13 protein-coding genes are annotated in these 13,648 nt (G+C 72.1%); 5 read left to right on the top strand and 8 right to left on the bottom strand.

The genetic code is table 11. From position 1 onward, the window contains the following. The first annotated feature begins 161 nt into the window (after positions 1-161). From WME76_RS31360 to WME76_RS31345, 4 genes are read left to right on the top strand one after another with little or no spacing between them, the layout of a single operon-like run. The gene (locus WME76_RS31360) at positions 162-1,886 is read left to right on the top strand and encodes a hypothetical protein (RefSeq protein WP_437955922.1); all 1,725 of its coding nucleotides are present in this window, start codon (positions 162-164) and stop codon (positions 1,884-1,886) included. A 38-nt stretch (positions 1,887-1,924) separates the two neighbouring features. After that, complete coding sequence (locus WME76_RS31355; protein ID WP_437955921.1) at positions 1,925-2,761, top strand: HmuY family protein; 837 nt, start codon at positions 1,925-1,927, stop codon at positions 2,759-2,761. Next, on the top strand, positions 2,758-4,431 hold the full coding sequence (locus tag WME76_RS31350; RefSeq protein ID WP_437955920.1) for an MXAN_6640 family putative metalloprotease: 1,674 nt from the start codon (positions 2,758-2,760) through the stop codon (positions 4,429-4,431). Before WME76_RS31355 ends, WME76_RS31350 begins: the two co-directional genes overlap by 4 nt. Positions 4,432-4,470: 39 nt before the next feature. Next, entirely contained in the window at positions 4,471-4,899 is a 429-nt protein-coding gene (locus WME76_RS31345; protein ID WP_437955919.1) for an STAS/SEC14 domain-containing protein, read from the top strand. 2 nt (positions 4,900-4,901) lie between these two features. Here WME76_RS31345 and WME76_RS31340 read toward each other — a convergent pair whose 3' ends face one another. The 3 genes from WME76_RS31340 to WME76_RS31330 form a co-directional block, all read right to left on the bottom strand. Further along, positions 4,902-6,494, bottom strand: a complete 1,593-nt coding sequence (locus WME76_RS31340; RefSeq protein WP_437955918.1) for a S8 family peptidase — start codon at positions 6,492-6,494, stop codon at positions 4,902-4,904. 512 nt (positions 6,495-7,006) lie between these two features. Further along, entirely contained in the window at positions 7,007-7,651 is a 645-nt protein-coding gene (locus WME76_RS31335) for a hypothetical protein (protein ID WP_437955917.1), read from the bottom strand. Positions 7,652-8,084: 433 nt separating this feature from the next. Next, on the bottom strand, positions 8,085-8,564 hold the full coding sequence (locus tag WME76_RS31330) for a hemerythrin domain-containing protein (protein WP_437955916.1): 480 nt from the start codon (positions 8,562-8,564) through the stop codon (positions 8,085-8,087). 240 nt (positions 8,565-8,804) lie between these two features. On the opposite strand from WME76_RS31330, the gene WME76_RS31325 reads away from it, so the two are divergent. Then, on the top strand, positions 8,805-9,440 hold the full coding sequence (locus tag WME76_RS31325) for an FMN-binding negative transcriptional regulator (RefSeq protein ID WP_437955915.1): 636 nt from the start codon (positions 8,805-8,807) through the stop codon (positions 9,438-9,440). Positions 9,441-9,488: 48 nt separating this feature from the next. Here WME76_RS31325 and WME76_RS31320 read toward each other — a convergent pair whose 3' ends face one another. The 5 genes from WME76_RS31320 to WME76_RS31300 all read right to left on the bottom strand — a co-directional run bounded on the left by WME76_RS31320 (position 9,489) and on the right by WME76_RS31300 (position 13,518). After that, a complete protein-coding gene (locus WME76_RS31320) occupies positions 9,489-10,202 on the bottom strand; it encodes a pirin family protein (RefSeq protein ID WP_437285879.1) in 714 nt (237 codons plus the stop codon). A 97-nt stretch (positions 10,203-10,299) separates the two neighbouring features. Continuing rightward, positions 10,300-11,256 (bottom strand): GNAT family N-acetyltransferase, encoded by a 957-nt coding sequence (locus tag WME76_RS31315; RefSeq protein WP_437955914.1) that lies wholly within the window; start codon positions 11,254-11,256, stop codon positions 10,300-10,302. 47 nt (positions 11,257-11,303) lie between these two features. Continuing rightward, positions 11,304-12,479 (bottom strand): hypothetical protein, encoded by a 1,176-nt coding sequence (locus WME76_RS31310; RefSeq protein ID WP_437955913.1) that lies wholly within the window; start codon positions 12,477-12,479, stop codon positions 11,304-11,306. Continuing rightward, positions 12,476-12,706, bottom strand: a complete 231-nt coding sequence (locus WME76_RS31305; protein ID WP_437955912.1) for an acyl carrier protein — start codon at positions 12,704-12,706, stop codon at positions 12,476-12,478. The genes WME76_RS31310 and WME76_RS31305 overlap by 4 nt, the downstream gene beginning before the upstream one ends. 14 nt (positions 12,707-12,720) lie before the next feature. Then, the gene (locus tag WME76_RS31300) at positions 12,721-13,518 is read right to left on the bottom strand and encodes an acyltransferase (protein WP_437955911.1); all 798 of its coding nucleotides are present in this window, start codon (positions 13,516-13,518) and stop codon (positions 12,721-12,723) included. Positions 13,519-13,648 lie beyond the last annotated feature (130 nt).

Genomic DNA, 13,648 nt, shown 5'->3' with positions numbered 1-13,648 from the left:
TGACGCCCGCCGGCGTGCTCGCCGCCAGTCTCGCGTTTCTTCCGCAGCGATCTCGTTCGTCCTCAGCCGGACAGCGCCTTCGTGCACGGCTCCGTGCGTTGGCTCGTTCGCTTAGCCCGGAGGAATCCAACGCGGCCACCCGGTGATAGGCTCGCCGCATCTTGAACACCCGGTCTTCCACGGCGGCCCCCATCGCCGCGATCCGCGCGCCGTCCGGCCAGCTCCGCCGCGCCTCGGTTCGCGCGCTGTCCGGCCCGCTCCGCCGCGCCGCGGCCGCCGTGCGCCGCGCCCCGCTCAGCGCGGCGCTCGCGCTCGTCGTCATCGCCGTCTCGGTCCACGTGATCGCCGTCCCGCTCGCGGTCGTCCGCTATCCGCCGATGACCGATCTCCCGTTCCACGCGGCCCAGACGGCGGTGTTCCGGCACTACCTCGATCCGGCGTGGCACTTCCGCGAGCAGTTCACGCTGCAGCCGCTCGCGGTCCCGTACATGTCCATGTACGCGCTCGGCGCGCTGCTCATGCTCGTCCTGCCGCCCGTGGCCGCCGTGAAGGTCGCGGCGGCGGCGATGCTCGCGCTCCTGCCCGCCGGCCTCGCCGTGCTCTTCCACGGCCTGAAGCGGAGCCCCCTGCTCGGCGTCCTCGGCCTCGTCCTCGTCTGGTGCAACCTCACGCACTGGGGCTTCCTCAACCACATGGGCGCGCTCGGCCTCTTCGCGATGGTCGTCGGCCTGACCCTCCTGCTCGTCGATCGCCCCTCGCGCGGACGGCAGATCGCGCTCGCCCTCGCGCTCGTCGCGCTGTTCTTCACCCACGTCTTCCGCTTCCCGTTCGCGCTCGCCGCCGTGGTCGGCGCCGCGATCGTCGTGTTCCCGGCGACGCGGCGGCTCCGCCCCATCGCGCTCCCGCTCGCGCCCTCGCTCGCGCTCTTCGCGGCGTGGCTCGCGGTCCGCACCGACACCCTGCACGCCGCGCCCTTCGCGCCCGCGCTGCACTGGGAGCGGCTCGGCGAGGTCCCCTCGCTCCTGTTCGCGAGCTTCACGGATCCCGCCGAGGCGGCGGCGGCCCGGCGGGCGGCGCGCCTCGTGCTCGCCGCGCTGCTCGTGTGCGCCGCCGGCGCCGCCGCGCAGCTCGCCAGCGCCTCCCCGGGCCCCGCGCAGCCCGCCGGCGCGTCCTCGGGCCCTGCGCAGCCCGCCGCGGATGCGCGCGACCGCGCCTTCGCGCGCCTCGCGGCCCTCGTCCCGGTCGCCTGCGCGGCCGTGTTCCTGGGCCTGTTCCTGACCCTGCCGCTCCAGATCGGCCTCTGGTGGTACGTCTACCCGCGCGAGATCGTCGCGGCCCTGTTCCTCGCCCTCGGCGCCTTTCCGGACCTGCCGCGATCGCCCTGGCTCAAGGCGCCCGCCGTGCTCGCGCTCTCGGCCGCCGCGATCTCCCTCGGCGCCGTGGTCCAGGACAACTACCGCCGCTTCGACGAGAGCACCCGGGACTTCGACGCCCTCGTCGCCCGCATCCCGCCCGCCCCCAGGCTGCTCTACCTCGTCTTCGATCACGGCGGCTCGACCCGCACGACGACGCCGTTCATCCACCTGCCCGCCTGGGTGCAGGCCACGCGCGGCGGCTGGCTCAGCTTCCACTTCGCCGTCTGGGACGCCTCGCCCGTCGCCTACCGGCCCCGCTCGGAGCCGGGCGCCGTCGTCCCGCCGCCCACGCCGCTGCGGTGGGAGTGGACGCCGGAGAGGTTCGACGTGCGCCGCCACGGCGCCTTCTTCGACTGGTTCCTCGTCCGCCGTCGGGCGGGGGGCGATCGCCTCTTCGCGAAGGACCCGAGCATCGTCCCCGTCGACCACGTCGGCGACTGGTGGCTCTACCGGCGCAGCAGCGGGCCGTAGCGCGCGCCCTGGCCCGGGCTTCTGTTACCATGCCGCGCATGCGCACCTCGTCCGCGTCCTCGTCCGCCTCCGCGCTCCTCGCCGCCGGCTTCGCGCTCCTCGCCCTGTGCGCGTGCGGCTCCGACGACCCGACGGACCCTGACGGCGCGGGCGGCGCGGGCGGCGGATCGAGCGCGGAGGGCGGCGGCGGCGCTTCCCCGGAGCCAGGGCCGTCGTGCGCGGAGCCGACGCCGGTGCCGTGCGAGGACGATGTCTTCCAGCAGATGAACCTCCAGGCGACCGTGGCGCCCGGGGAGATCCGCAACGAGCCGGACGGCGGCGGGTTCCGCTCGTTCGTCGACGCCACCGCGGGCGGCGCCTTCGCCTCCGAGCCGGACGCCTACGTCTATGCCCGGTTCACCGACGGCGGCCTCGAGAAGGTCGAGCTCTCCGACGAGGACGCGCTCGGATCCATGGACTGGGACATCGCGTTCCGGCGCTACGTGGTGCGCATCAACAGCGGCCACTCCGGGCCGTCCTGCGTGACGGCGGCGCGGCTCCCGGGCACGCCGGACTACGACGCGCTCACCGAGACCCCCGCCGACCCGAGGCTCCGCCGCGACGAGTACTTCACCGAGAGCTGCGAGCTCATCCCCGACGGCTCCGGCCTGGAGGCCCCCGCGACGGCGCTCTCCGGCTACTGGACGTACCCCGGCTGCGTGAAGATGAGCGGCTTCGTCTACGTCCTCGGGCTCGCCGACGCGCGCATGCTCAAGCTGACCGTCACGCACTTCTACAACGACGAGGCCCAGGCGCAGTGCCAGGAGACCGGCATGGTCCCGATGACGGACAACGGCTCCGCCAACTTCCAGATCCGGTGGGCCTTCCTCCCGTGACGCGGAGCCCCGGCGCCGCGGCCTCGCTCGCCGTCCTGCTCGTGGCCTGCGGCGCCGGCGATCCGGCCGCAGGGCCGATCGACGCGCCCGCCGCGGCGCCGCTCGACCGGCCCGACACGCGCGGAACCCAGCTCCAGTTCCGGTTCGATCCGGACGACGTGGTCGAGACCTTCGCGTCGGCCTCGGGGAGCTTCCTGATCCACTTCGCGCGCGACGGGCGCAGCGCGGTGCCCGCCGCGGACGCCGACGCGTCGGGCGTCCCCGACTTCGTCGAGGAGGTCGCGGCCGTCTACGACGAGGTGATCGTCCACTACCGCGACGTCCTCGGCTTCCGGCCGCCGGAGAGCGACGAGGACCTCCCCGACAACGGCAGCGACGGCCGCTTCGACGTCTACCTCGTCGATTTCGCCGGCGTCGGCGACGGGGTGTTCAGCGTCGACGCCTGCGCCGACGACGGCGGCGAGGACCGCTGCGTCGGCTTCATGACGCAGGAGAACGACTACGAGGGCTACGGCTACCCGTCGACGCGGACCGCGAACCGGATCCTCGGGAGCCACGAGCTCTTCCACGCCGTGCAGGCGGCCTACGATCACGATCAGGACACCCTGATCCAGGAAGGGACGGCGGTCTGGGCGACCGAGTCGTTCGACCCCTCGCTGCGGGACTTCGAGGGCTTCGTCGACGGCTATCTCTCGAACGTCGATCGATCGCTCGACGTGCCCCTCGGCGGCCCCGTCGACCCCTTCAGCTACGGCATCGCGCTCTTCTTCCAGTTCCTCGAGGAGCGCTACGGAGAGGGCACGGTCCGATCGCTCTGGGAGCGCGCCGAGGACGGCGCGTTCGGCGAGGCGGATCCGGTGTGGTTCGAGCAGCTCGACCCCTTGCTCTCGTCGCGGGCCGAGGCGACGTTCGGCGAGGCGTTCGTGGAGTTCGCCACCTGGAACCTGCTCACCGGCGCCGCCGCAGATCCCGAGCGTTCCTACGCCGCCGGCGCCGGCTACCGCGGGCTCGCCCCGCAGGAGGTCGCCGCGCCGTACGCCGACCGGCTCCGCGTCTTCCACGCGTCGGCGCAGTACTTCAGCGTGCCGCCCGACGGGCGCGCGACCATGACGGCGGCGCTCGCGGCGCCCGCGGACGACCCGGCGCAGCTCGAAGGGCTCACCCTGCTGCTCGCGGCGCGTCGCGGCCGCGCGTACGGCGAGGTCGTGCGCGCGGGCGACCTCGCCGCCGGCGCGGAGCTGATCGACACGGCCGGCGCCGACGGTCTGGCCGTCGTCGTGGTGAACGGCCTGCAAGACGGCGAGTCGCGCAAGCCGACGCTGTGCATCGGCACGGCCGACGAGGTCGCCGCGTGCCGCGCCGTCGCGGAGGGCGGCGCCGGCGGTGGCAGCGGCGGTGGCGGCAGCGGCGGTGGCAGCAGCGGCGTTGGCAGCGGCGGCGATGCGCCGCCGGAGGGCTCGGACGGCGGGGCCGACGGGGGTTGCGGCTGCCGTGTCGGATCGCCGGCCGCTGCTGTCGGCGGCTCCGGTGCGGCCGTCAGCGCCGCGCTCGGCGCTTCGCTGCTCGGGTTGGCCGTGCGCCGACGGAAGCGCAGGGGCGGGCCGCCCTTCGCAGGGCGTCTCGCCGGGCTGCCGCGCCCGAAGGCCCCTGCTCACCGGCCGCTCACGTGAAGCCGCCGCCCGCGGCGGCGAAGCGCTAGCATGCTGTGCATGAGCGATCCCGGCCCCGAGGACGCGGGCTCCTGCCTTGTCCGTGACGATCCCGACGGCTTTCTGTTCACCGTCACGGTGGGCGACATCTCGGAAGGCGCGGCGCGCGCGATCGCCGCCGGGTGCCGGCGCCTGATGGACAGCGGCCGCGAGGTCCTCGTGCTCTCCGATGCGCGCCGCGCCGGCACCATCCTCCCGTCGGCGCGCAAGGCGATGGCGGACGGTCTCCGCGACGTGCGCTTCGATGCGATCGCGGTCTTCGGGGCGAGCTTCCCGCTGCGCGTCGTCTCGACGCTCGCCGCGAAGACCGTCCAGATCCTCACCGGGCAATCGTATCCCGTCGAGTTCTTCGCGACGGAAGCCGACGCGCGCGCGTGGCTGCTCGCGCGCCGGGATGCGCTCCGGGCCGCGCGGCGTCCGCTCGCGTGACGTCACCCTCCGCGGCGCTGGCGGCCCGCCCGCCGGCGCGCCGCCGCGGCCAGGCCGAGGAGCGCCGCGGCCACGAGACCGCGGCGCTCGCCTGACCGCGCGCCGGCGGCCGCGCACGCGCAGCCGCCCTGCTCGGCCTCGTCGCCGGCGTGCTCGCCCTCGCCGTCCAGCGGCGGCGGCGGTGGCGGCTCGTCCCCGAGCACCTCCCTGAGCGCCGCGACCGGATCGATGATCCCGTACCCGAAGATGGGATCGTGCCCGCGCTCGTCGGGCATCGCGTACGGCGCCGGCCGCGCCGTGCGGATCATGAGGTCGTAGAGCTCGCCCGCGGTCAGCTCGGGCGCCGCGCTCACGAGCAGCCCCGCGACGCCGGCCGCCACCGGGCACGCCGACGAGGTGCCGCCGAACAGGGAGGTGTAATCGTCCGAGGTGTCGCCCTCTCTCCCGGCGATGTCGGTGGTCAGCGTCCCCGTGGGCGCGACGAGATCCACGGAGCTCCCGCGGTTCGTGAACGACGTCTCCTCCTCCAGGTGGTTGACGGCGCCCACGGTGAGGACGCCGCGCACGGCCTGGAGCTCGTCCTCGCCGATCTCCCGGTCGTCGTTGCCGGCGGCGAAGAGGATGAGCGCCCCTTTCCCGTCGCGGCCGGCCTCGAAGAGGCGGTTGATCGCGTCCTCGACCACCCGGGGGACGGGCATCGGCTCGGCGTATCCCCAGCTGTTCGACACGATGGAGGCGTTGACCTGCAGGGCGAACTCGAAGGCGTCGACCGACTGGGAGATGGGCCGCGGCTCGTCGTCGAGCAGCCGCACGCACCGCACCCTGCAGGCGGGGCAGCCGCCGGCGATGCCCACGCCGTTGTCGGTGTCGGCCGCGACAAGGCCGGCGCAGGCCGTCCCGTGGCTCACGCCGGCCTCGCCCGGCTGGTAGGTGGGGTCGTCGTCGCCGTCGATGACGTCCCGGCCCGGATCCATCTTCGCGGCGAGGTCGGGGTGATCGAGGTCGCAGCCGGTGTCGACGACGACGATGGATGTGGCCGCGTCTCCCCGCGTGCGCCCCCAGGCCTCTTCCATCCCGAGGTCGTCGAAGTACCACTGTCCGGGCAGGCGCGGGTCGTTCGGCGTGAACGGCGCCCCGCGCGCCGCGAGGCGCACGTGCAGGTCCGGGATCGCCTCGCGCAGGAACGCCGGCCTCGCCGCGCCCTGCAGGCGCTCGGCGAGGTCGAGGCCGTCGCCGCCGCCGGCATCCCTGACGAGCCAGAGCCCGATCGAGGCCATGAGCGGCCTCACGACCTCCACGCCCGCCGCGGCGAGCGCGCCCTCGGCGCCCGGCTCGACCTCCACGATCGCGGTCGCGCCCACGCTCGCCTGGACTGTCCGTCCCCCGGGGTAGTGGAGCCGCACCGGCGCGAGCGCGCTGCCGGACCTCTCCAGCGCGGCCGGCCCGAGCCGCTCGACCGCGACGCGGCGCCCGCCATCGAGGAACGACGTCGTGCGGGCCGCGGCCGAGGGCGTGCTGGCGAGGGCGTCGCCGGTCCCGGCGGCCACGAGGAGGAGCGTCGCCGAGGAGAGCGAGGTCAGGGCATTGCGTCTCATCGCCCTCCTGGATCTACAGGACCGCGCGGCATCCTACCAGGGCCGCTCAGGCGTGGTGCTCGGGCGAGAAGGGTACAACCCGTCAGGGCGCCAGGAGGAGGAAGAGCTGAGGCATCCCCTCGGATTCTTCGAGAAATTCACAGGGAGGCGGGGAGACGGGGAGGAAAATCTTCAGACACTCTCTGTCTCCCCGCCTCCCCGCCTCCCTGTTCAATTTCTCCTGAAAATGGCTGCAAAACGAGGCGATTCCCCAGGAGGAAGAGAGCGGAAGACGCTGAATCTTGATCTCTTCTCTCTCTCTTTCCCTTGGGCCCCTGCGGGTTTATTTTCTCTCTCTATCTCCGGGCCGCTCGGGCCGCTGTCCCTGCGTATCATGCTCGTCTCTGCTTCAAGAAGAGAGAGCGAACCACAGAGGCACAGAGGGCACAGAGGACAGAGATGAAGAGATGCGGGGGAGCGCGGTTCGTGCGTGGAGGGGGCCCTGTCCCGGGGGGAGGGCGAGGCGGCGCTGGTCAGGCCTTCTCGGCGCCGCGGATCACCATCGATACGAGCAGGTCCATCATCCGCGAGAGCTCCTCGCGGGTTGCGCCGTCGGGGAGCCCGGCGAGGCGCGTCGCGACGCGCTCCAGGAACTGCTGCCTCGCCCGCTCGAACCCCGGGGCCTGCTGGTCGTGCAACGCGCACGTCACGAGCTCCTGATCGAGCTGCCGCCAGTAGAACTTGCCGTCGACCGTCGTGGCGCAGAGCCTCCCCGTGAACCCGACCACCGCGCGCGCCCCCGCCTCGAGGAGCCGGTCGAACAGCGGGCCGCTCGCGGTCTCGCCGCTGCAGAAATAGAGCACGCGACCGCGCGCCCAGAGCTCGATCTCCGGGGCCGGGCTCTCGTGCGAGATCAGGATCCCGTCGGGCGACTCGTCGTCGACAACGCAGCTCGTCCTGCCGTGGGACGACACCACGATCGCACGGAAGGGGTTGCCCGTGCCCTCCGCGCGGGCGATCTGGCGGAGGATCCTCCTCCGCTCCGCGCTGGCGCGCCCGAACGGTACGATGGAGAACTGCTCTCCCATACGACCGTAGAGCTGCGTGCGGCCAGCGGCGAACAAGGCGCTGTCCGGATCGAAGGATGTATCTATCGAGAGTACAGGTCGAGCGGTCATCCTACCTCCGTCGAAGATCCCCTCTGGGCGCTGTCCAGCGCTCGCCCGCACCGGCGATCACCGCCACAGGCAGCGCCCGCCGCGCCGAGCAGCCAGCGCGTGGCATCAGATCATCTCTACCAGCTTCCTCGTCACATCCCCGGCACCCGGTGCCGTGTCGGACCCCAGCCGCGTGAACCGCGGCAGAATACGATAACAACGGTACGGGAATTCCTTCTACAAAAATCGTATTCGCCCGGACCGTGTTCTTGCTTGCGGGAGCGCGCGACGTTCTCCGACGTTCTCGCGGGTCTGGCGTGAGCGCTGGCACGCGCGCATTGCGTCCTGGTGTCATTTCCAACAATCGCTGCGCGGTCCCGGGGCTCACGAGGGTGAGGGGCGAAGGCTCCGCACCGCGCCCCGAGGAGGGCGCGAGACGGGCTGCGCGCGACGCTCAGGGGAGGGGCGCTGCGGCCTCGGTCTGGCTCAGGACGAGCTTGCGGGGCTCGCTGCGCTTCAGCTCGTTCATCCTGCCCTGCATCTCCTGCCCGAGCTCCTCGCGCCCGGCGTCGTCGAGGAGCTTCTTGACCTTGGGGAAGAGGTTCTCTTCCTCCTCCTTGTGGTGGTGCTCGAGCTGCTCGGCGAGCACGTGGAGCTTGGGCCCGAACTTCTCGTCCGTGGTCTCCAGGGCCAGGAGATCGGCCAGCACCCGCTTGAGGGACAGGTGCTCCTCCAGCGACTCGAGGAGGATATCCTCGGTGCGGCGGGCCCGGACCGCCGGGTAAAAGTGCTGCTCCTCGATGGTGATGTGGGTGGCGAGGAGGTCCGCGGCCGTGGAGAACTGCTCAGGCGAGACGGAAGAGGCCTTCTTGAGGCCGGAAAACTGCTGCTCTAGCTCGCGGTGATGGCGTTCGAGAAGTTCGATGGCATCCATGGATTGCTCTATGTAGCGGGCGCCGCCCGCCAGCAAGCTGGGTGGACACCGGAATCGCCGTCAGGCGGCGCTCCTCCCCGCGCCGCGCGGAGCGCCCGCGCCGCGAGGCGGGCTCCCGCGCGGCGCGCGCGCGGTCCAGCCCGCTGGATGGCCGACCGGCGCTCGCGGGCCCTGCGCCGCGCCGAGGCTCGCGCGCGCGGCCGGATGATCCGCGCGGCGGGACGGGTGTAAGCTCCCGGCATGTACTCGCCCAGGGTCTTCGTGGAGACTTGCCTCGATCGACAGCTCGATCTCATCGATGCCTATAGCTTCGGCTGCCTCATGGTGCAGGACGAGCAGGGCGGTATCGAGATCGCGCACCTGCCTTTCGTGCTCGATCGCGGCGCGGGGCCCCACGGGCGCCTCCGCGCCCACGTCGCGCGCACGAACCCGATCTGGAGGCTGGCGACGGAGGGCAGGCCGGTCGTCGCGGTGTTCTCTGGGCCGCACGGGTACGTCTCGGCGCGATGGTACGAGGAGCCCGGAAAGCAGGTGCCGACCTGGAACTACGCCGTGGTGCACGCCCACGGACACGCGTCTGGCCCGATGAGCCGCGACGACCTGACAGCGCTGCTCGATGATCTCGCCGCCATCCACGAGCGCGGCGCGCCCGAGCCCTGGAGCACGCGCGAGCTCGATCGCGAGCTCCACGAGAGCCTGCTCCGGGGGATCGTGGGGTTCTCGATCGCGATCGAGCGCCTCGAGGGCAAGTTCAAGCTGAGCCAGAACCGCTCGCCCGCCGACCAGGCGCGCGTCGCGCGCGCGCTCGGCGAGCGCGGGCGGCCCGATGATCTCGAGATGGCGCGGCTGATGACGCCGAGAGATGAGGGCCGATGAGCCGACAGGATGGCTGGCCCGCGCTTCACGCAGGGCCTCACGCGCGTCTCACGCCAGGTCGAACAACAGCACCTCTCCCTGGTCCTTCCCGACGAGGCGCAGCGACCCGCCCGCCCTGACGGACGCCGCGTCCCCCGCCTCGAGCAGCGTCCCGTTCAGCTCGACGCTCCCGCGCGCGACGTGGACCCAGGCATTGCGGCCAGCCGATAGCTCGTACCGCGCCTCCTGTCCTTGCCCGAGGAGCCCGACGAACACGCTCACGTCCTGGTGGACCGTCACCGATCCCTCGCGCCCGTCCCGCGAGGCGACCAGCCGCAGCTTGCCCCGGCGCTCTTCTTCGGAGAACGCCTTCTGCTCGTAGCTCGGCTCGTACCCGCTCCGGTCCGGCACGATCCATATCTGCAAGAGGTGGGTCACGCCCGTCTTCGAGGCGTTGACCTCGCTGTGGAACACGCCCGTGCCCGCGGACATGCGCTGGACCTCGCCAGGTCGGATGATCGATCCGTTGCCCATGCTGTCCTTGTGCTCGAGCTCGCCCTCCAGGACATAGGTGACGATCTCCATGTTCTGGTGCGGGTGCGTCCCGAACCCGCGCCCCGGAGCGACGTAGTCGTCGTTGATCACCCGCAGCGCCCGGAAGCCCATGTGGTCCGGGTCGTGGTAATCGGCGAACGAGAACGTGTGATACGACTGGAGCCAGCCGCGGTCGGCATAGCCGCGCTCGCTGGACCGGCGGACCTGCATCGAAGGGGTGTTGTTCATGGCACCAGCATGTGCCCGCCGATCCATCTTGTGAATCGGCATTCGTCTCATGGAATCCATCTGCGCCGCAGATGGACGCCCTCGCCGCGCCTCCGCCTCAGACGACCTCGAGGTTGGTCACCTCGGCGTCCAGCCACGGCCCGCCCTCGGGGTGCACGACGAACGCGTCGAAGGTCGCGGCCGTCGGGCGCGCGCCGGCCGGCCTGAGCTGGTCCCCGGGGACGATCGCCAGGTTGGGCGCGCTCACCGCCGGCACGGTCGCCTCCCCGGCGAACGCCGTCGAGGCCGCGCGCAGCACCGCCGCGACCCGGTCGGCGGTCGGCTCCGGCAGGTAGAGCGCGTCGACCGTCGCCACCCGCTCGACCCCGGCGGCGGTCGCGACCTCCGACAGGAACACCGCCGCGGCGCCGACGGCCCGGCCCGCCTCCTCGACGCGCAGCAGCCGCCGCGGCCGGGGATCGCGCAGGCTGTGCTCGAGCTGCGCCGCGTCGGGCGCCGACCACAGCACGCGCTCCTCACCGCACGCCGCGATCGCCGCGAGCACGTCCTCCACCGCCGCCGGCGCGGCCACGGTCTGCAGCGGAGCGGCGCTCGCGCGGGGGACGAAGCCGTGGTTGCGGCACGCGGCCAGCGCCTTCCGCTGGAACCCGGCCTGGTCGACGGCCCTGAGGAGCACGCGCCTGGCGGGCGCGGACTGCGCCTCCACGAACACAACGATCGGCAGGCCGGACGCGCGGAGCCCGGCGAGGAGCTCCGCGTACAGCCGGCTCGCCAGCCCCTGACCCTGGAACCGCGGGCGCACGCTCACGAACGACAGCACGTATCCATCCGACGCGACGCCGCGGAAGCGGAAGCGGCGCGGCGCGACGCCGATGAAGCCGGCCGGCTCGCCGCCGACGCGCGCGAGCACGGCCCGCGGCGCCGGGCCGGGGAAGCTGAGCTGCCACCGCAGGTAGTCGGCCGTGTAATGGAGGGCCGGCGGCGGCCACGCCTCGCGCAGGACGAGGCTGGCCTCCTCCGCCGCGGCCACCGGGTCGACATGCTCGATCTGCATGGCCGCGAGCCTCGCAGAAACACCCGGGAGACGGAACCGCGGTCGGTCTACAGGCCCGCCATCTCGGGGGCGCGCCGCACGATCTCCGGCCACCGGGCCGGGTCGCTGCCGTGCTGGGCGAGGAACGCGTACACCCACCGCTCCAGGCCGAACGCGATGCACACGCTGTGCATCGGGCCCGCGCCCTCGATGTTGCAGCTGAACGCGCGGCCGAAGAAGTCGGTGTGGTAGTTCAGCGAGCCGGCGGCGACCCGCTCGTCGTCCGGGAGCATCAGCGAGATCTCGTACTTCGTCTCGCTGCTGATCTGGAAGTACGTCTTCGCGGCCGCGTCCGGCGCGATGAAGAACGGGTCGCTCGCCGTCCGGATCTCGCCGGCCAGCCGGTGCTCGTCGAGGTAGCGCGCCACGAGCTCGTTCCCCTGCTCGCGTAGCCCGAGGACGTTCTCCCGCGAGCCGAGGAAGACGATCTCCCGCATCGTGAACTCCCAGAGCCGCCGCAGATCGACCATCTTGCTCGACTCGTAGCGGAAGCAGCGGCCCGCGAGCGCGTAGCGCGCGCCGGCGGCCGGCAGCACGCGATCGCGGTTCGCGGCGTACACGTGGTAACAGACGGCCGGCGAGAGGCACACCTCGGGGTGCGCCATGTCGCTCAGCGCCCGCTCGTCGAGCGTCTCCCGGTCCTGGTGCCGCGCGCGGAAGTCCTCGATGCGCGGCATGTCCTCCGGCAGGTGGCACGTGAACGTGACGATGTGGGGGAACGACCGGAAGTAGTCGCACTTCGCCAGCGTCGCCGCCGGGATCAAGGTCGGCACGAGGATCGGGCTCGGCGAGAACGGCGCGCCGAGCGCCTCCAGCGAGCGATCGAAGTAGCGGTAGAGCCGCAGCGGCAGCCCCTCGAGCGCGACCTGGCCCTGGCCCATCTGCGTGATCCCGTCAGGGAGCGCGCCGCCGCGGAACTCCACGCGGTCGCACGCCGGGCTGCGGTACACGAGCTTGCGCGTGAGCTGCCGCAGGCTGCGCTGCATGTTGCGCGCGAGGGCCTCGGCCGCGCGCGCGAGGTCGACAGCGCGCTCCTCGGGGGCCTCGAACTCGAGCGCGGCGCCCTCGCGGACGAAGCGGATGCTCGAGATCTCCTTCGAGAGGAAGGCGATCTGCTTCGGGATCTCCTCCTGCGCCATCTCGGTCGCAGGCGTCGCGAGCTCGACGGTGACGGTCTTCCTCACGGGGTAAGCTCCTGGATGAGCTCGCTCAGCGCGCGCGGCGTGCGGGCGACGCTGAACCTGTCGTCGGGCAGGGTCACGTTGAACTTGTCCTCCAGCTCGGTGAGGAGCTGGAGCGCGCGAATCGAGGAGAACCCCGCGTCGTAGATGTCGTCATCGGGCTGGATCGCAGCGGGCAGGCTGCCGACCGTGACGATGACATCGATCACCTTCTCCACCTCAATCGCCATCAAGAGCTCCAGGGTTAAGATGCGCTGTCGGCCAGCGAGCGGCTCCCGCCCGCGTCGTTGCTCCTCGCGTCGGAGCGGCCCGCGGCCGCCTCGACGAACGGCGGAGGCGGCTCGGTCCGGAGTGATGCCACCCGGCGGGCCGGGTTGCCAGCGACGACCGTGTACGGCGGGACATCGGCCATGACGATCGAGCCCGCGGAGACCACGCTGCCCTCGCCGACCGTCACCCCCGGGAAGATCATGGAGCGGGCGCCGAGCCAGACGTTGTCCTCGATGACGACGGGCCGCACCTCGCCGTCCGCGGGGGGCAGGCCCCGCTTCCGGTCCTCCGGATCGCTCGGGTGGCCGCTCGAGTCGAGGATGTAGACGCCGCCCGCGATCCGGCAGTGCTTGCCGATCGTGATCGACTTGCCGACGATGATCCGGCAGTCGTGCCCGATCCCGGTGTTGTCGCCGATCCGCAGGGTCGGGCGGTCCGTGAAGCGCGCGGCGAAGACGAAGTTGATCTTGCCGTCGAGCACCACGTTGTCGCCAAGGAGGATGTCGCCGCGACCCTGGATGTAGTGAATGAAGTTCCCCGTCCGTACACCCTTGCCGTACTGCGTGCAGTGCGACTTGAAATGCGGCTCGCAGACGAACACACGAGCACCGAAGTAGTACGCCTCGCGCGCCGCCTCGAACGCCATGCGCATCGGGACCACCAGCGGCCGCGGCGCAGGCAGGGTGAAGGTGCGCACCTCATGTCGTACATGACGCACTGCGCGCGCGACGGTGTGATCGGAAGAGGCGAGGAAACGATAGAGGTTGTTCATCGGATGATCGTTCTGCGCGGGTCGCCCGGAGCGACGACGCTCAGCGGGCAACGCCAGACCGAGAGGACGAAAGGCGCAGCAAGGAACGAAAGACTATAGCTCGAAGGCTGTCGCGTCGACCCCTCACGAG

This window comes from Sorangium sp. So ce119 (genome assembly GCF_051524405.1).
Taxonomy (GTDB): Bacteria; Myxococcota_A; Polyangia; order Polyangiales; family Polyangiaceae; genus Sorangium; species Sorangium cellulosum_G.
The sequence above is the reverse complement of the archived record's forward strand: the minus strand, read 5'-3'. Positions and strand labels throughout refer to the sequence as shown.

Bases quoted from the DNA above. Each gene is read 5' to 3' on its own strand.
- WME76_RS31355 (WP_437955921.1), top strand. From the start codon at position 1,925: ATGCGCACCTCGTCCGCGTCCTCGTCCGCCTCCGCGCTCCTCGCCGCC.
- WME76_RS31345 (WP_437955919.1), top strand. From the start codon at position 4,471: ATGAGCGATCCCGGCCCCGAGGACGCGGGCTCCTGCCTTGTCCGTGAC.
- WME76_RS31340 (WP_437955918.1), bottom strand. From the start codon at position 6,494: ATGAGACGCAATGCCCTGACCTCGCTCTCCTCGGCGACGCTCCTCCTC.
- WME76_RS31335 (WP_437955917.1), bottom strand. From the start codon at position 7,651: ATGACCGCTCGACCTGTACTCTCGATAGATACATCCTTCGATCCGGAC.
- WME76_RS31330 (WP_437955916.1), bottom strand. From the start codon at position 8,564: ATGGATGCCATCGAACTTCTCGAACGCCATCACCGCGAGCTAGAGCAG.
- WME76_RS31325 (WP_437955915.1), top strand. From the start codon at position 8,805: ATGTACTCGCCCAGGGTCTTCGTGGAGACTTGCCTCGATCGACAGCTC.
- WME76_RS31320 (WP_437285879.1), bottom strand. From the start codon at position 10,202: ATGAACAACACCCCTTCGATGCAGGTCCGCCGGTCCAGCGAGCGCGGC.
- WME76_RS31315 (WP_437955914.1), bottom strand. From the start codon at position 11,256: ATGCAGATCGAGCATGTCGACCCGGTGGCCGCGGCGGAGGAGGCCAGC.
- WME76_RS31305 (WP_437955912.1), bottom strand. From the start codon at position 12,706: ATGGCGATTGAGGTGGAGAAGGTGATCGATGTCATCGTCACGGTCGGC.
- WME76_RS31300 (WP_437955911.1), bottom strand. From the start codon at position 13,518: ATGAACAACCTCTATCGTTTCCTCGCCTCTTCCGATCACACCGTCGCG.